Source organism: Moraxella lacunata (assembly GCF_002027545.1).
GTDB lineage: Bacteria > Pseudomonadota > Gammaproteobacteria > Pseudomonadales > Moraxellaceae > Moraxella > Moraxella lacunata.
In genome coordinates this window covers 23,158-39,727 of record NZ_MXAN01000068.1, presented here as the reverse complement: position 1 = coordinate 39,727, position 16,570 = coordinate 23,158, and the positions used below count along the sequence as shown (strand labels likewise).

Genomic DNA, 16,570 nt, shown 5'->3' with positions numbered 1-16,570 from the left:
CTTATTGGGCGGTGTGGGTGGGTAGAAAAAACGTCCGCTTTTCATCGTCCACAACCGCTTTTATCTCATCGCCCACGTCCACATAATCCCCTGCAAACTGGCTTGGCTCATCGTCTGCCAGCACGAGCGTCATGATACCCCGAGCCACTTCGGTAAGCCCTGCTAAGGCTTGCAGATAACAGCCGAGCGATTTGTCAGTCAATGGGTTAAACTCCACGTCAAAGGCAATCTTGGCACGCACTTCGCCGTCTGTGGGGTCAAACTCAATCCCACCAAAGCTCACGTTCATGTTCATCTTGGCAATCTCCATAAGCATGGCGGTATAATGACTCACAGGCACACTGTCGTCTAATATGCCAAATGCCGAGACAAGCTGATTGTCTTCGTTGATACGAAACACGCACGTCCAGTCGTTCTCACGGTCGGTAAAGCCCATGATAAGATGATGTGTGTGTCCGCCGTCATCAGGTGGGCGGTGGTCGTATTTCCAGTCTTGTTTGTCAAGCCACGCCATGATGTCGCAGGTTATGGGGTGCGATGTGGGCTTGGCGGTGGGGGCGGTTAGGATTTGTTTGGGTTTGACGGTTTTTGGGGTATCTGCCCCCTTGTCCGCCACTTTATCTGCTGTGGTGTCCGCTCCTGTATCAGGCTTGGGTTTTTTAAATAGACTTTTGATTTTTTTAAACATAAGGTTGCCTTGGTTGTATTTTAAAAGATTGATATTTCAAGAATTAGCATAACAAAAAATGGGGGAATTAAAAAGCATTATTTGGGGTTTTTGGGGATTTTTCAATTTGACAAATTTGACAGGGGCATTCACTTTTAAATCATCATTTACTTACCGTTAAATACTGCGGTGCAGGTAGCCAAAATGACTTATCATAACGATAATGGTCGGTGCAATCCACGATGATGATACTGTCCTGCTTTTTATGCCAAATAAAGTGTAACACCATATCAGACGTGTGATAACGTCCTGTTGTACTTAGGCGGTAAGACGGTATGCCGATGCGATAATGCCACAGATGATTGGTGTGGGTGTAGGTATAAGTATAATTGGGGTCGGTTGGCAACAGATTTCGCCAAGACGGGCTGATTTTGCCTTTATAATGACAAAAAACAGCATGGTCAAATCCGTGTTGCTCAACCAAATAAATAAAATCCACAATCGCATTTTGTAAATTGGACGGAAAATTAGGATATTCTTTTACAAATTCATCGCCAAATAAAATATCGGTCATAAAAAAGCCCTGTTTGTCATCAGGGCGTATTATATCAGGATTGTTTAGGCGTGGTTAATTTGTTTGGCACGGTTTAATAAAAACGCATGAATTTGTGATTTATCCAGCCCTTTTGGCAAAACAACCCTATCGGCATGAATGGCTTTATCCATACGCTGTCGGTCTAAGGCAATGGGCGTGTAGTCGTCTGTCATGTGTTTATCATGATATACGCCACGATAGATGTGCCGTACATATTGATGATGTACGGCATGGGTATTGTCAATGATAGGAGTAAATAACATGGAAAGCTCATAAATACTATGCAATAATGCATATTTTAAACATTTTTAATCTCGCAAAACAATCATCATTTTTGCCGTCATCATTCAAATTTCCCCCAAAATTTGCTATGATAACACTTTACAATCAAGAACAGCCCCATGACCCATTCAGCAATCCTACAACTACACCAAGTCGCCATTGGACGGGGCGATTTTATCTTGTGCGATGATGTCAATCTCACCCTACACGCAGGCGATGTGTGTCATCTCATCGGTGAAAACGGACTGGGCAAAACCACCCTACTCAACCAAACCGCAGGGCTACTCCCTACCACGCACGGCACGATAGAAAAATCGCCACTGGTGTACGTCTCTCATCAGCTGGGTATCAGCCCTGCCTTGACGGTCGCCCAAAATTTACGGTTTTTGTTTTCGCTGTATGATGTGCAGGCGGATAATGATACCATTGATATCGCCCTTGACATGGTTGGGCTGTATGGCTTGGGCGATACGTCTAGCGTTCAGCTATCAGCAGGACAAAAAAGACGAATCGGACTGGCACGGCTGTTTATCATGACCCCCACCCATGCCCCCTTATGGCTACTTGATGAGCCTTTGACTGCCCTAGATGTGGCAATGGTCGCCAAATTAGAAAAACGCATGGGCGAGTTTGCAGACATGGGCGGAGCGGTGCTTGCCACGAGCCACCAAGCCATGCAAGGGGCAAACCGTGTGCTAGACTTAGCGGAGTTTGCCCTATGAGAACCCTACTACAACGAGAATGGCAAATCAAACGTCAAGGGGCGGTGCAGTGGCTCTACCCCTTGGTGCTGTTTTTACTTATCATCACGCTGTTTCCGCTCGCCATTGGGGCAGAGCCTGCCACGCTGTTACGCTTGGCAAGTTCGGCGGTGTGGATAGCGGTGCTGTTGTCGCTCGTTATGGGCATAGAAGAGCTGTTTCGCCCTGATTTTGATAATGGCACGCTTGCTGAGCTTGTCGTCTCAAATACCCCACTTGCCACATGGGTAGCCGTGCGGTTGGCGGTGCATTGGCTGTTTAGTGCAGGCTTTGTGGCGGTGTTATCATTTCTAGCGATACCCTTGTTTGGCTTGCCTGTGGGCGACACGCTCATGCTGGCGGTATCTATCGTGGTCGGCTCGCCCATGCTTCTTATGCTGTCCGCCATCGCAAGCTCGCTCACGCTTACCCTAAAAAACGGGGCGGTACTTGTGCCACTCATCGCCCTACCCATGCAACTGCCTGTGCTGATTTTTGCCACAGGGGCGGTGGATTTGTACGCCACAGGGCTAAATGGCTTGCCCATTCTTGCCATGCTTGGGGCGGGCAGTATTTTGGCAGTGATGATAACGCCTTTTGTGATTGCAGGGATTTTAAAAATGGCGTGGGCGGATTGATTGGGGTTTTTGTTTTGCAAAAAGTATGCTACAAAGAAAACCGTTCGTGGTGAGCCGTGCCCCCACAACGGTTTTCCTACCCGAAGGTACGGCTTAGGGCGAACGGAAAACTAGTTTTACACACTTTTTAGACTACCACCATATTTTTTAATATCATACAAACACAACAACCGTTTTACTTCGGTTACTGCGTTTGCATTCAAGCTTTTATTTGGCAAATTTTCCATTAAATAACTTTTAACTTCTTCAAAAGTCAAGTTGTCATGATAAAAATTCCAAAATATCAAATTGTATTTTTTGTTATTAGATAGCGATTCGTCAATAGATATATCCATGATTGAGCTGTACTTTGAGTTAATCTGATTATAATTATTAAATTTTGTTGATGAAATATGAGCATTTAATTTCTTTTTTTGCAAATTTTTAATTCTATCCACATTATCTATTTCCTGACATATATTAGAAAATGCAAATATAGGAAAAATATTCTTATTAGACAGAATTGGATGTTTATTTATTATTTTAATAAGCTCTACATTCTCTTCATCAATGATATTGAAATAATCTCTTACGATGTCGTTTAAATTTCTAAAATCATAACGAATATTGTTTTTTGACCCTATAGCCAAAACCATATCATCGTTATCTAAGTTGTCAATATCATCTGTGATTGTTACAGCAACCCCACCATTTCCTACAACAATTTTATGCCAAACAGACTGAACTTTTCTAATTTCCATTGCAGAAACACGTAAAGTTAAATCTGATATTTTTTGGTAAATAGCAGAGAAATTATCTGTTTTTATTTTGTTTATTCTTATCGTTCCAATTTCACTGATTTGTATATCATGCTCTATAACTTCAGTGTTCATATTACCATTGTCAAATCCTACTAGCAAAAAATTATTTCTGATTTTTTCAGCTTCTTCCGAATTAACATCAACATAAGAAAATATAGTCTTCAATATACTAATTATATTCTCATCAGCCAAACTATAACCTATAAATATAATTGGGTTGTGCATAAATAATGATAAAATTTGAGCCTTAATCAACTCATATTTTTTATCAAATTTTTCATAATCTGATTCTGTAATAACAATACTATCATAATCAGTAACACAGCCATGAATTTTATAAACTGAACCATAAGGATTACTAAAAAGTATTTTATTACCAACCAAAGGGTTGAATTTAAAGACATGCTCTATGAACTGATCATAGTTTGTTGTAATAATAGAGCCAATATTCTTCCTTGCTTTTATTAAATCTGCCAACTCTGATTTTTTTCACTTTTCTCTGATATATCGCTTAAAATTTGACTGATATATATTTTAAATCTACTTATTTTTAACTCCTTATCCATGTTTTCATAAAAAATATCATTTACATCTTTAAAATCTGAACGATTCTTTGATATTTTTTCAAAATCAAATTCCAATTTTTCCGCCAACTTTTTATAATTCACCTTTCCCTCATTTGAAAAATCAGACAATAACTCCAAAAATAATCTTTTCTCTCCATATATATCAATGGCAATTTTTTCCAACAACTCTCTCCAAGTATAAGACACGTTCAAATATCTTAAACTAAAACCAGTTCCCAAAAACAAAACTGGATGATTTCTCATTTCTTTAAAAAACTTCTCAATACTCATAAAATAACCTTTGCACTTCCCAAAATTGCCAAATTACTTAGATTTTATCACTCGCTTGTCTCACATACCCCCAAACTCTCCATACTCCACCGTGGCACGCACGCCACCGCCAAATCGTCCGCCTGCCCCATGCCCAGACGGCAATACCCTGCATAGGCTATCATCGCCCCATTATCGGTGCATAGGTGCAAGGGAGCATAATGCACGCTCGCCCCCATCTTAGCAAGGGCGGTCTCCAAATGCGTGCGTAAGGTCGCATTGGCAGACACGCCCCCTGCGATGACGAGTTGTTTTAGCCCTGTCTGTTTTAGGGCTTTGGTGCATTTTTTGACAAGCGTGTCCACCACCGCATACTGAAAACTTGCCGAGATGTCCGCCCGTACCACAGGGTCGCTGTCGCTCCCTTTGGTGTCTTTGATGAGATTATGCACGGCTGTTTTCATGCCACTAAAACTAAAATCTAGCCCCTTACCCATCATCGGACGTGGCAAATCATAGGCATGGGGATTACCCCCTTTGGCAAGTCGCTCCACGTTCGGCCCCCCAGGGTAAGGCAGACCAAGCATTTTGGCGGTTTTATCAAAACACTCGCCCACCGCATCATCAATGCTCTCACCCAATATCTCATACCGCCCCACGCCGTCCGCCCTGACAAGCATGGTATGACCGCCCGAGACGAGTAGGCAGACAAAAGGGAAATTGACCCCTTTATCATTTTCTATCATCGGAGCAAGCAAATGCCCTTCCATATGATGAACACCAATGGCAGGTACGCCAAGCCCATAGGCAAGCGTCCGCCCAAATAACGCCCCCGTCATCAATGCCCCAATCAAGCCGGGCCCCTTGGTGTAGGCGACCGCATCAATGTCGGATTTGGCGATATTTGCCTTATCCAGCAGCTCATTAAATAATGGTACAAGTTTACGAATGTGGTCTCTACTGGCAAGCTCAGGCACGACCCCGCCATAAGTGGCGTGTAGCTCAATCTGGCTATATAACACTTGGGCAAGCACCCCACCTTGACCGCCGTTTAATTCACTATCATAAATGGCAAGTCCTGTCTCATCGCAGGACGTTTCTAAACCTAATACTTTCATGATTTGTTTTCCAAAAATTTGGGGTATTATAGCATTTTTATTTATCGTGAAAGAATTTAAAATTTGCCACCTTGATAAGAGCGAATGTGATTCACCCCTACACACCCGTATTGCAAAAAACATTTTAATTAAGTAATGTTAATCATTTTAATGTTTAAATTCATTGAAAAATTTATCAAGCTATGTTAATTTTACATTTTTAACCGAATCCCACACCAAAATGCCAAACACCCCCAAATCCCCCTTTATCATCGGCTTAACAGGCGGTATCGGTAGCGGAAAAACTGCCGTGAGCGACCATTTTGCCACGCTCGGCATAGACGTGATAGATGCTGATGTCATCAGCCATACCATCACCGCCAAAGGCTCGCCTGTATTAGATGAGCTTGCCCACGCTTTTGGGGCGGATATTCTTACGGACGGTGTGCTTAACCGCACTTACCTGCGTGAGCTTGTCTTTGCTGACCCTGCCAAACTTGCCACGCTAAATGCCATCACCCACCCTGCCATACGCACCCAAATCAAGCACGAGCTTGACCACGCCAGTAGCCCCTACGCCATATTATCCGCCCCGCTTTTATTAGAAAGTATTAAAGGCGATGATAAGGGTTTGACCGCCCTTTGTGATAGGATTTTGGTGGTGGACGTGCCGATAGAGCTACAAATACAGCGAGCCAGCAGACGAGACGGACAAAGTGATAAGGACATTTTAGCAATCATTGACAAGCAAATCCGCCGAGATATACGCCTATCTTATGCCAATGACGTGATAGATAATACAGGGAGTTTGGCTAATTTATATCGCCAAATCAATGCGTTACATCAAACATATCTGGCTATGGCAAACGATTTAGCAAAAGATAAATGATTTAAAAAGCACCTTGTAAGCAAATGCTTACACGCATTGATGACATTGGCGTATTTTCTTATGGGCTAGATTTTGGCATAATACGCACATCAGCAAGGATATGGCAAATGGATAAGCCAACATGGAAGACCGCTGATATTATGGAAGCCCTTATGGATAACGCAAGTAGCAAAACCCCTATGAAACCACAAACTCCCCCAAGTTTGTGGTTTTGTTTTTATCCATTTTATAATTATAAATATGGTTAAAAAGTAAGGTGTGTACCACGCACCTTTTAAATAAAAAATCATATTGGTACATGATATACACCCTGCCACCAAACAAATATTTGACAACTCAGCGACTACCCAAATACAGCCCCACCATCGCCACCAAATACAACAGCCCTGCATACGCCAGCATATTGACCCACACAGGTTGGGGCAAGCATTTATGACGCAAGCCCCAATTTAACCACGCAAACACAGGGGCAAACAAAAACGACAAGGTCATGGCAAAGGCAATCATCTTACCCACCATACCCCCAAACAGCCCAATGACCACCCCCGCCATCAACAGCGAGCCTAGCGTCCAGTAGCGAAGGTGTTTTTGTTGGGTGTTGTCATCAAGCGGTCGGTTTTGTAAAATCGCCACCGCTTGCTGATTGCCCCGTGAATAGCCGTCCACCGCCACGATTGTCGTGCCATAGATACACACAAACGCCACAAACAGCATAGGCAGACGTGTCCACTCGCCAATGGCGTGGGCGTACATACCCACGAACTCACCGACAAACTTACCGCCTTGTAGTGGCTCGCCATCGCCTATCGCCACCATCGCCCCCAACGCCATGAACATGAGTGCCAGCACCACGCTCACGGCATAGCTGACATTAAAATCACGGCGATAGCGGTGCTTATAGTCAGGGTTGATTTTGTTTTTTTCGGCAATCCACAGCGAGCTTGACACACTAAGCTCCATCGGAGCAGGCATCCAGCCCATCAGTGCCACCAAAAACGGCACGGCACTCCACACCCATGGGGACGGGGGCGACACAGGGGCAGACGGTATGGGATTTGCCATGACCATGACAAGGGCGACCAGCGTGATGACACTTAGAGCAAGCATGATAAATTTGGAGATGTGGTCAAGTTTTTGGTATTGTTTGCCAAAGATGAGCCACACAAAACTTATCATGATAATCGCATTTAACATTGGCAACGGCACGCCCTGTCCCATCATCATGCCAAGCAGTACCGCCGACAGTAGCGTACCCCCTGCGACATTGACGACTGTGGCGAACATATTAAACACCAAAAACAGCATGAGATAGCCACGCCCACGCTCGGCATAGCCTGCCAGTAGCGTTTTGTCGTTTTGGTTGGCATAGTCAAAGGCAAGGCGAAAAAAGGGATATTTTAAGGCATTGACCAGCACAATCAGCCCTGCCAATTGCCAGCCATAATACACGCCTGCTTGTGTGGACGCAATAATGTGCGAACCGCCCACACAGGACGACGCCATGATGATACCAGGCCCATACTGGCTAAAAAATGCGGATTTGGGCGGTGTGGATAAAGTAGTGAGTTTGGTTGTCATGATAAACCCCGATAAATAAAGGGCAACCCATGACCGTCCACACCAAAAACTACCCTGATGATGACCACCAAGGATAAAGACAATAAGAATGACACGATTAGTTTCCTACGTCAGTATTAACTGTATCAGGTTCACGGGTATTTCTCAGCCGTCATGGACAGCACCCCGACTAATGGAGCGGTTATTGTATAAAATTTCACCCAGCTTGACAATATCATTTTGCCAATTTTTAGCATAAAAAACACCTTGATAGCCATCAAGGTGTTTATCATTCATGCCGTCATATTAGGCAGGGATACGCAACACTTGACCCACATAGATTTTGTCAGGGTGAGATAGTAGCGGTTGGTTCGCTTCAAAGATTTTGTTGTACTCGTTGGCATTGCCGTACATTTCTTTGGCGATTTTAGATAAGGTATCGCCTGATTTGACGGTATAAAAACGAGACTCAGGCTCTGGGGTTGCCACGGTTAATTGGTCGTCCACTTGGGCAACGTGCTGAACGTTACCAGCAGCAAGCACCGCTTTTTCACGGTCGGCTTGCGATGCGGCCATACCTGACAGGACAACCGTATCAGTATTACCATTATAGTTGACCTTTAAGCCAGTGATATTAGCATTAGCTTGCACACGAGCCAACAGCAAATTGGCAATCTCTTGGGCGCTAGGCTCAGCAGGAGCTGATGTTGTTGGTGTAGGGGTTGTTGGGGCTGATTGCTCTTTTTTATTGCGGTTAAATACTTTATCGCCGATGTCTTTGGCAAAACTAAAAATACCCATGATGGCTCCTTATTTGGATTTGATAGAAAGTGTGTTGACGTTTAGCATGGTTTGTCTAGCAACCATCCTTAAACTCCCTGCTATCTTAGTATAAAATGATAAAAATTTGCACTGTATTTATGCGTAAAATTGTTATACTTATGTAGGGCATGCCTACCCTTTATAACACAATTTAATATTCAGAAATTTTATAGCAATAAAATGATGCTTTTGCATGAAAAATGGCTATCCGACCACTTAAATTTAAAAAATTAAGTAAAAAATCTTAAAAATTTACCCAGTTTAAGTGGTCGGATTGTTTTTCATCGTCAAAAACTTGCTTGATAGAATGACTATCAACCTGCGTTTTTTCCTTGAAAAACGGGCGATTCCCCTGCTTTTTTAAACAGGCATTTTTCATTACAAACATAAAAGGCAGGCGCGCCCTAATGACATAAAAAAACCACTTTTTAAAACTAAAAAGTGGTGTGTGTTTGACTTCTGCCTGGCTTATACTTTGGCAGACACGTAGTCAATGGCTTTTTGAACAGTGGTCAGCTCAGCTGAATCTTCGTCAGGAATGGTAATACCAAACTCATTTTCAAACGCCATCACAAGCTCCACTAGGTCAAGAGAGTCTGCACCTAGGTCGTCCATGAAAGACGCTGCATTGTTAATCTCGTCAGCATTTAGGCTAAGTTGCTCAGCAACGGCTGCTTTTACTTTGGCTTCGATATCGCTCATAAGAGTATCCTTTTTAACATGGGAATTTAAGAAAATCAGCACCAATGATTTGATGACTGAAAACTTGTGTATGATAAAACATTTTTGTCATTTGTGCAAGTGCTATTAGTACGCTCGTTCACAAATTTACATAAAATCGTGACGTACACGTGACAAATCACATGTACATGCCACCATTGACCGCCAGCACTTCGCCAGTGATGTAGCTTGCCCCATCACTTGCCAAAAACGACACCGCCGCGGCAATCTCCTCAGGCTGAGCCATACGCCCAAGCGGTACAGCGTCCAACATGGAGTTTACCAAACGCTCGTCTAGCTCTTCGGTCATGTCTGTCTCTACAAAGCCAGGAGCGACACAGTTTACCGTTACGCCACGAGAGCCAATCTCACGAGCCAACGCACGGGTAAAGCCCTCCACGCCTGCCTTAGATGCGGCATAGTTGGTCTGACCTGCATTTCCCATCTGCCCGACCACGGATGTGACGTTAATGATACGTCCAGAGCGGGCTTTCATCATGCCACGCACCGCACGGCGACTCATGCGATAGATGGCGGTCAAGTTGGTGTCAAGCACGCTCGCCCAGTCTTCATCTTTCATTCGCATGAGCAGACCATCTTTGGTAATGCCTGCGTTATTGACCAGTACATTGACCGAACCATACACACTATCAATCTCTTCAAAGAGCTTATCAATCGCCGCATCATCACAGACATCAAGCACACGCCCGATACCGCCCGACTCAGACAGATACTCTTCTATCGCTTCTGCCCCACGCTCGCTGGTGGCGGTGCCAATGACAAAATGCCCTTCGCTGGCAAACTGCTCGGCAATGGCACGCCCGATACCACGGCTTGCCCCTGTGACTAGGATAATCTTACGACTCATCTAATTGCTCCAATTTTTCTAAACGTGCTAATTTGTCCGTCGGCAAAGCGACAATCGGTGTCTCTTGGCGTTTGGCAAGGTTGGATAGGACATTGCCCGGTCCGCATTCAATCACAACATCGATTTGTTTATCGGCAAGTTTTTGCATGGTTCGTGACCACAACACCGGCATGGATAACTGTTCGGTCAAGGCGGTCTTGATGTCGTTGACATGCTTATGCACTTGGGCATGACGGTTTTGGATGACGGGGATTTGGGCGGTGGCAAATTCGGTCTCATCCAAAAGTTTTGCCAATGCATCACTGGCAGGGTTCATCAGCTCACAGTGCGATGGCACAGAGACTTTGAGTGGCACCGCCTTTTTGCCCAGTGCTTCTACCGCTGACAGCACATGGCTCACACCCACTTGTGTGCCTGCAATCACCACTTGACCAAGGCTATTAAAGTTGGCAGGACCTACAATGCCTGCGTTTTCGGTAGCATCTTCGCACAGACTGGCGACCTGCTCATCATCTAGCCCCAGCACTGCCGCCATCTGCGTATCTATCCCTGCCACCGCCCTTGTCATGAGCTTACCTCGTTCATGCACAAGCTTGACCGCATCTGTCAGGCTAAGCACGCCACTTGCCACCAATGCCGAGTACTCACCGAGCGAATGCCCTGCCAAACACAGCGGTGTTATTCCCTGTGCTGACAGTTTGTCTTTGACAATCTGCCAAATCGCCACGCTCGCCGTAAGCAGAGCAGGCTGAGTAAATTCGGTCTTGTTTAGGCGACTCTCATCATGGGTTATCTCCCACAAATCCATGCCCAAAGCACGACTTGCTTCGTCAAACGTAGTCTTTATCGCACTAAAATGCTCGGCAAGCTCATCCATCATGCCAATGGTCTGCGACCCTTGACCAGGGAAAATCACTGCCACACGTTTTGTTGTCATGTTACACCATTTTTTATCAAACATTCATCACGCTGATGAACGTGTCATTTTACCATAAATAATAAACATTTGTTTACAAATTATCGAATAAATTTGCAAGCAAATTTTTTACAATTTAACGCCCGATAGCCATTAGACTTCTTTTTAAACCCCAATTTTGTGGATTTTTTAAAACTTCAACCCCGGTATTTACAAGGGTTTTTTAAATTTGGCAAGAAGTCTATTTTTATAAAACAGTTGTTGTTTAAATTAAACTGTACCATAAAAACAGGCACGTCCTGCTGATAGCCATCAATATTTAAAATAAAAAAGCCAAGCTCATGCGGTCATGGAACTTGGCTTAGGCTTGGTTTTTACAAGGTAGAAACCAAACAAATTAGCTTTCGGCGGCTACTTTAAATAGCTGACGACCACGGTAAAAACCGTCTTTGGTCGCATGGTGACGAATGTGTTTTTCGCCAGTGGTAGAATCAATGCTTAGAGTAGCAACGCTGATACGGTCGTGAGAACGACGCATATCACGGCGTGAACGGCTTTTGCGGTTTTGTTGAACTGCCATGATAGCTCCTAAAATAAAGTACGGCAAATGACTGCCAAATTTAAATGAAAGTGGGTATCTGTGGCGGTAGCATCATTTTCGCCTAATCAAATGGGTGCAGATACATTAAACGCCCTATTATACCAAAAATTTGACATTTTAAAAGCCCATTTTTGCAAAATTTACAAAATATTGGCTTAACCCGACAGCTTGCCCTTTAACTGCCCCAACACAGCAAAGGGATTCTCGGCAGGTTCATCCGCCACGTCGCCCACGCTGTCTGTATGCATATCACAATCATCATGGCGTGGCGAGAGCGGAATGGCAAGCAGTAGCTCATCTTCTAGCATGTCCGCCACGGGGAGCATTTTTTTGTCATCGGGGCAAATCTCATCTAACAGGACATAATCTGCCGTCTCATCTAGGGCTTCTAGGTAGCCAATCTTGTTTTCGCTCTCTAAGATTGCCATGCGGTAATTGCCCGAGACATCCACAGGCATGGGGTCAAGACAGCGTTGGCACGCCACGGACAGCGTCGCTTTGACATCATAGGTTAGCCACAGGATTTTGTCTTGTCGGGCGAGCGTCAAGGCAACGCTTAGCAAATCACCACTAGCGATAACCTGCCCTGCTAGGCGTGGCAAGGCAGTCATAGGAACATCGCCCTGCCATGTAAAGCCGATGTCTGCCCATTTGTCAAAGGCGATGTTTTGGGGCAGTGTGCCTGATTGGTTCATGGGTGCGGTCATCTTGTCTTCATCATAAAAATTTGGCTTATTATTTCATAAAACCTGCCAAAATTCACGCAAAATTTGTGGGGCGTGGTATAATTTTTGTTTTTAGATAAATTTAGATACAGCAGATGAAAAGCACTGATTTTAGCAAGCTGGGTCTGCACGCCCAAACATCACTTTGGCAAGCCTTTTATGATGACAAAACCATACAGGCGTGCGTGGCAGACGTGTGCCGTTTTGATGAGACATATCGCACGCTAAAACGGACGTGGCAAACCCTAAGCGATGATGAGCATGAACAGACCGACTGGCTCATCGCCCTATTTAACCATCTCTATCAGCACAGTGCCATGCCGACCCTACTCGTACGTGGTAAGAGCGAGCCTGAATACTTTGCCAGCAAAGACGGCATGCCTGCCCGCATTGAGTTCGCTCATGGGTTCTTCCAAAGTGCGTTGCATGAGACAAGTCATTGGTGCGTGGCAGGGGCAACACGCAGGGGACTTGATGATTTTGGCTATTGGTACTGCCCTGACGGGCGAGATGAGATGACCCAACGCCAGTTTGAGAAGGTAGAAATCAAACCCCAAGCCATCGAATGCCTGCTGTCATTGGCGTTGGGGCGGTATTTTTATGTCTCAGCGGACAACCTAAATGCCGATTTTGACACATCAAACAGCACCTTTGCCACAGACGTGTACGCCCAAGCTCATGCCTATTTGCAAAATCCACACGCACCGTCTCACCCTTTATCCAAAGATGCCAAACGCCTGATTTGGGTGTGTTTAGACATGAATATGGCAAGGCAGGGGGTGATTTGTAAATATCATTTACCCCACAAATCCATCTAACACATTATCAGTTTATAAGGACAATCCATGAAAACACTCTACATCCACCCTGACAACCCCCAACCCCGTCTGATAGACGAAACGGCAACTGCCTTATCATCGGGCAAAGTCATCATCATACCGACCGAGTGTGGCTACCGTTTCGCCTTTGGGATGAGTGCCAAAGACGCCTTTGAACGCTTGGTGCGTCTGGGGTCGGATGAGTCTGATTTGCTGTTGGTGTGTCAAAACATCAGTCAGCTGTCAGGCGTGGCGGTTATAACAAATGATGCGTTTATCACCCTAAAAAATGACTTTTTGCCCCAGCACGCCTTTATCTTGGAGCCAACCAAAGCGGTCAATAAAAAAATCATCAGCAAAAAATCACTTCGCTTTACCACATCTGCCACGCCCGTGATGACGGCATTGTTAGAACAAATTGGCGAGCCGTTTTTTATCGCCCCACTCGTCTATCAAGGTGAGCCTGTCAGCGAGCATTATGACATCACGGACAAATTAGACTCACAAGCAGACATCTTTGTGGATGTGGGCGTGATTGATGATGTTGAGATAAGCGTGGTTGATTTGACGGGTTAGGATTTGTTTTTATTGGTAGATTTTTAAAACCCAAATGCCAATTTTAAAAAACAAAAAAGGTGCAAATCGCACCTTTTTATCCGTCTTGCCTGTTATTTACGGTCAGGCAAATTGATGTTCATTTCAAGCACATCAAGGCTCTCTTCATGACGCTGTTTGATATTAACATCATCAATCTGTACGCCACTGATGAATTTATTAACCACCGCCAAAATCTCACGCTTCATCTCATCCACACGCTCAGGGGTTAGGCGAGTGTTTAGGCGGTCGTGGCTTGCGACGATGACTTTTAGGCGGTCTTTGGCGATAGACGCACTGGTTGGCTCATCGCCCCCACCAAATAACGTACTCCAAAATCCTTTTTTCATATCAGCCCCCGAACAACTTAGCAAAGAAACCTTTCTTTTTGACATCAATGTGACGCAAAGGACGGTTTTCACCCAAGAATCGTGCCACGATGTCATCATAGCATTGACCTGCTGCCGAGTCTTTAAAATAAATGACAGGCTGACCGTGGTTTGACGCTTCTAGCACAGCATTCGACTCTGGAATGACGCCGATGAGTGGCACTTTTAGAATGTCATTGGCAATGTCATCAATGTCCATCATCTCACCGTGAGCGGCACGCTCTGGGTTGTAGCGAGTAATGATGAGATGTTCTTTGACGCTACCTCCTTCTTCGACACGTTTGGTGCGAGACTGCAAGATACCGATGATACGGTCAGAATCTCGCACGCTCGATACTTCTGGGTTGGTGACAATCAAAGCTTCATCGGCGTGATACATGGCAAGCTGTGCCCCACGCTCAATCCCTGCCGGACTGTCGCAGATGATGTAGTCAAAGCCTAGCTCATCAGACAGCTCTTTCATGACCGCTGCCACGCCTTCATCGGTTAAGGCGTCTTTGTCACGGGTTTGCGAGGCAGGTAAGATGTACAGATTTTCCTGCTGTTTGTCTTTGACCAGTGCTTGTGAGAGCTTGGCATTACCACTGATGACATCCACAAAGTCATAGACAATGCGGTTCTCACAGCCCATGATAAGGTCAAGGTTACGCAAACCCACGTCGAAGTCGATGATGACTGTCTTATAACCGCGCTCTGCCAGACCTGCCCCAAAAGACGCACTGGTGGTGGTCTTACCCACACCGCCTTTACCTGATGTTACTACGATGATTTTTGCCACAGGGCAACTCCTTATAATTTGGTATTACTACATTTATCAATTTAGCAATTTAAAAAATACTTTGTGCTCAACTGTCTTTTTTATCATTGCTGTTATTTTTACCCTATTCATCAATGATTTACTACCAGTTAAGATTTAGAAAAAATTTATCTATTTTACCATAATTTTAGGGCATGTTGAACTTTTGTATTTGCAATGAAAATCACGAAAAATCGCACGTTTTTCAAGGAAAAAGTGAAGTTTGATAGTCGTTCTATCAAACAAGCTTTTGACGATGAAAAACGATCCGACCACTTAATCGTGTAAATTTTAAGAGTTTTAACTTAATTTTTTAAATTAAGTGGTCGGATAGCCATCTTTCATGCAAAGACACCATTTTATTTCTATAAAATTTCTAAATTTTAAATTGTGTTATAAAGGTTCAACATGCCCTGAACAATGATAAACCAAACCCATCACGCCATGAGCGTAAAGATAAGCCCCTTATCTTCATCATAGCTGACTTGCACCGCCTTATGCGGAATGGCGTCGCTTAGGCAGTAGGTGCCTGCCACCGAGATCAACGTGGGGTTGAACTTTTGGCAAAAAATACGGGCGTGTTTGTCGCCTGTCGCCCCAGCAACCAGTCGCCCTTGTCCATGTCCATAAATGTGCAAACTGTTATCGGTAATGGCCTCTGCACCATTGTTTACCCCACCGATGATGATTAAATCGCCACCTAAGTGTTGTAAACTCTGACCTGAACGAAGCATTTGACCATGCACTCTACTGGTTACACCTTGCTCTTGCTGGGGGATGGTTTGGGGTGTAGGCCGATTGCTAAACTCGCCTGCTTGCTCTGATGATTTTAGTTGTGATGATTGAGATTGTGATGATGGGGCATTATTATCCACACTACTTGTTTTTGACGTTGGGGCAAAATGTGAGTCAACTGGCAAAATGCGTTCCATACGTTTACCATCAGCAGGAAAGCTCGCCAATCGTAGGGCATTTGCCTGCTCGCTTAATACACCATCAACCACGCCTATCGGCTGTACGCCCATCTGCCACAACATCTCAACCAATGCCGACAAATCAAGCTTACACTCACTGTCTAGCACCACAGGCACGGACGTGTTGTCTTTTAATAGAACACTTAGTTCATCTTGAATGGCAGTTAAGTCATCGGTGTGTAGTTTTAGACGGCTAAAACTGAGCATCTTGCCAAATAAAGTAATCGCTTTCATAATATTATTACC

General features: G+C 44.5%; 23 protein-coding genes and 1 riboswitch. Of the genes, 6 read left to right on the top strand and 17 right to left on the bottom strand.

What is annotated here, in order from left to right; translation table 11 throughout:
• Nucleotide 1: 1 nt before the first annotated feature.
• The 3 genes from B5J94_RS09825 to B5J94_RS09815 form a co-directional block, all read right to left on the bottom strand.
• Entirely contained in the window at nucleotides 2-688 is a 687-nt protein-coding gene (locus B5J94_RS09825) for a hypothetical protein (protein WP_062498358.1), read from the bottom strand.
• Between the two features lie 142 nt (nucleotides 689-830).
• Nucleotides 831-1,241 (bottom strand): hypothetical protein, encoded by a 411-nt coding sequence (locus B5J94_RS09820; RefSeq protein ID WP_062498359.1) that lies wholly within the window; start codon nucleotides 1,239-1,241, stop codon nucleotides 831-833.
• A gap of 44 nt (nucleotides 1,242-1,285) precedes the next feature.
• On the bottom strand, nucleotides 1,286-1,525 hold the full coding sequence (locus tag B5J94_RS09815) for a hypothetical protein (RefSeq protein ID WP_062498360.1): 240 nt from the start codon (nucleotides 1,523-1,525) through the stop codon (nucleotides 1,286-1,288).
• 138 nt (nucleotides 1,526-1,663) lie between these two features.
• Here B5J94_RS09815 and ccmA point away from each other — a divergent pair, with 138 nt between their 5' ends.
• Both ccmA and B5J94_RS09805 read left to right on the top strand, forming a co-directional pair.
• On the top strand, nucleotides 1,664-2,266 hold the full coding sequence (gene ccmA, locus B5J94_RS09810) for a heme ABC exporter ATP-binding protein CcmA (protein ID WP_062498361.1): 603 nt from the start codon (nucleotides 1,664-1,666) through the stop codon (nucleotides 2,264-2,266).
• Entirely contained in the window at nucleotides 2,263-2,922 is a 660-nt protein-coding gene (locus tag B5J94_RS09805) for a heme exporter protein CcmB (RefSeq protein ID WP_062498362.1), read from the top strand. Before ccmA ends, B5J94_RS09805 begins: the two co-directional genes overlap by 4 nt.
• Nucleotides 2,923-3,038: 116 nt before the next feature.
• Here the strand turns inward: B5J94_RS09805 and B5J94_RS09800 are convergent, their stop codons facing one another.
• The 3 genes from B5J94_RS09800 to tsaD are packed head-to-tail and all read right to left on the bottom strand — an operon-like array spanning nucleotide 3,039 to nucleotide 5,676.
• Entirely contained in the window at nucleotides 3,039-4,199 is a 1,161-nt protein-coding gene (locus tag B5J94_RS09800; protein ID WP_228144579.1) for an SIR2 family NAD-dependent protein deacylase, read from the bottom strand.
• Complete coding sequence (locus B5J94_RS14830; RefSeq protein ID WP_228144578.1) at nucleotides 4,187-4,579, bottom strand: arsenical pump-driving ATPase GET3; 393 nt, start codon at nucleotides 4,577-4,579, stop codon at nucleotides 4,187-4,189. Before B5J94_RS14830 ends, B5J94_RS09800 begins: the two co-directional genes overlap by 13 nt.
• A gap of 47 nt (nucleotides 4,580-4,626) precedes the next feature.
• Nucleotides 4,627-5,676, bottom strand: coding sequence for a tRNA (adenosine(37)-N6)-threonylcarbamoyltransferase complex transferase subunit TsaD (gene tsaD, locus B5J94_RS09795; RefSeq protein WP_062498363.1), 1,050 nt, complete (start codon nucleotides 5,674-5,676; stop codon nucleotides 4,627-4,629).
• Nucleotides 5,677-5,896: 220 nt separating this feature from the next.
• Here tsaD and coaE point away from each other — a divergent pair, with 220 nt between their 5' ends.
• Entirely contained in the window at nucleotides 5,897-6,544 is a 648-nt protein-coding gene (gene coaE / locus B5J94_RS09790) for a dephospho-CoA kinase (RefSeq protein ID WP_062498370.1), read from the top strand.
• 23 nt (nucleotides 6,545-6,567) lie between these two features.
• Entirely contained in the window at nucleotides 6,568-6,792 is a 225-nt protein-coding gene (locus B5J94_RS13935; RefSeq protein ID WP_062498364.1) for a hypothetical protein, read from the top strand.
• Nucleotides 6,793-6,880: 88 nt separating this feature from the next.
• Here B5J94_RS13935 and B5J94_RS09785 read toward each other — a convergent pair whose 3' ends face one another.
• The 8 genes from B5J94_RS09785 to B5J94_RS09755 all read right to left on the bottom strand — a co-directional run bounded on the left by B5J94_RS09785 (nucleotide 6,881) and on the right by B5J94_RS09755 (nucleotide 12,735).
• A complete protein-coding gene (locus B5J94_RS09785) occupies nucleotides 6,881-8,122 on the bottom strand; it encodes an NRAMP family divalent metal transporter (RefSeq protein ID WP_062498371.1) in 1,242 nt (413 codons plus the stop codon).
• An 85-nt stretch (nucleotides 8,123-8,207) separates the two neighbouring features.
• Nucleotides 8,208-8,300, bottom strand: a riboswitch (TPP riboswitch).
• Nucleotides 8,267-8,398 carry a hypothetical protein gene (locus B5J94_RS15035; RefSeq protein ID WP_255216915.1) on the bottom strand — a complete coding sequence of 44 codons (132 nt, stop codon included), beginning with the start codon at nucleotides 8,396-8,398 and terminating at the stop codon, nucleotides 8,267-8,269. (Overlaps the previous riboswitch by 34 nt.)
• A 9-nt stretch (nucleotides 8,399-8,407) precedes the next feature.
• Nucleotides 8,408-8,902 carry a peptidoglycan-binding protein LysM gene (gene lysM, locus B5J94_RS09780; protein WP_062498365.1) on the bottom strand — a complete coding sequence of 165 codons (495 nt, stop codon included), beginning with the start codon at nucleotides 8,900-8,902 and terminating at the stop codon, nucleotides 8,408-8,410.
• A 489-nt stretch (nucleotides 8,903-9,391) separates the two neighbouring features.
• Nucleotides 9,392-9,625, bottom strand: a complete 234-nt coding sequence (acpP, locus tag B5J94_RS09775) for an acyl carrier protein (protein WP_029103911.1) — start codon at nucleotides 9,623-9,625, stop codon at nucleotides 9,392-9,394.
• 157 nt (nucleotides 9,626-9,782) lie between these two features.
• On the bottom strand, nucleotides 9,783-10,511 hold the full coding sequence (gene fabG / locus B5J94_RS09770; protein WP_029103912.1) for a 3-oxoacyl-ACP reductase FabG: 729 nt from the start codon (nucleotides 10,509-10,511) through the stop codon (nucleotides 9,783-9,785).
• A complete protein-coding gene (gene fabD / locus B5J94_RS09765) occupies nucleotides 10,501-11,448 on the bottom strand; it encodes an ACP S-malonyltransferase (RefSeq protein WP_062500711.1) in 948 nt (315 codons plus the stop codon). Before fabD ends, fabG begins: the two co-directional genes overlap by 11 nt.
• A gap of 376 nt (nucleotides 11,449-11,824) precedes the next feature.
• Nucleotides 11,825-12,007 carry a 50S ribosomal protein L32 gene (rpmF, locus tag B5J94_RS09760; RefSeq protein WP_029103914.1) on the bottom strand — a complete coding sequence of 61 codons (183 nt, stop codon included), beginning with the start codon at nucleotides 12,005-12,007 and terminating at the stop codon, nucleotides 11,825-11,827.
• Nucleotides 12,008-12,183: 176 nt separating this feature from the next.
• Nucleotides 12,184-12,735 (bottom strand): YceD family protein, encoded by a 552-nt coding sequence (locus tag B5J94_RS09755; RefSeq protein ID WP_062500709.1) that lies wholly within the window; start codon nucleotides 12,733-12,735, stop codon nucleotides 12,184-12,186.
• Nucleotides 12,736-12,848: 113 nt separating this feature from the next.
• Between B5J94_RS09755 and B5J94_RS09750 the strand changes: the two genes are divergently transcribed.
• Nucleotides 12,849-13,571: an elongation factor P hydroxylase gene (locus B5J94_RS09750; RefSeq protein WP_062500707.1), complete on the top strand. Its 723-nt coding sequence runs from the start codon at nucleotides 12,849-12,851 to the stop codon at nucleotides 13,569-13,571.
• 27 nt (nucleotides 13,572-13,598) lie between these two features.
• Nucleotides 13,599-14,147, top strand: coding sequence for a Sua5/YciO/YrdC/YwlC family protein (locus B5J94_RS09745; RefSeq protein WP_062500705.1), 549 nt, complete (start codon nucleotides 13,599-13,601; stop codon nucleotides 14,145-14,147).
• A 92-nt stretch (nucleotides 14,148-14,239) separates the two neighbouring features.
• Here the strand turns inward: B5J94_RS09745 and minE are convergent, their stop codons facing one another.
• From minE to minC, 3 genes are all read right to left on the bottom strand, one after another.
• The gene (minE, locus tag B5J94_RS09740; protein WP_029103917.1) at nucleotides 14,240-14,515 is read right to left on the bottom strand and encodes a cell division topological specificity factor MinE; all 276 of its coding nucleotides are present in this window, start codon (nucleotides 14,513-14,515) and stop codon (nucleotides 14,240-14,242) included.
• A 1-nt stretch (nucleotide 14,516) separates the two neighbouring features.
• Nucleotides 14,517-15,332, bottom strand: a complete 816-nt coding sequence (minD, locus tag B5J94_RS09735) for a septum site-determining protein MinD (protein ID WP_062500703.1) — start codon at nucleotides 15,330-15,332, stop codon at nucleotides 14,517-14,519.
• Nucleotides 15,333-15,787: 455 nt separating this feature from the next.
• A complete protein-coding gene (gene minC / locus B5J94_RS09730; protein WP_062501328.1) occupies nucleotides 15,788-16,561 on the bottom strand; it encodes a septum site-determining protein MinC in 774 nt (257 codons plus the stop codon).
• Nucleotides 16,562-16,570 lie beyond the last annotated feature (9 nt).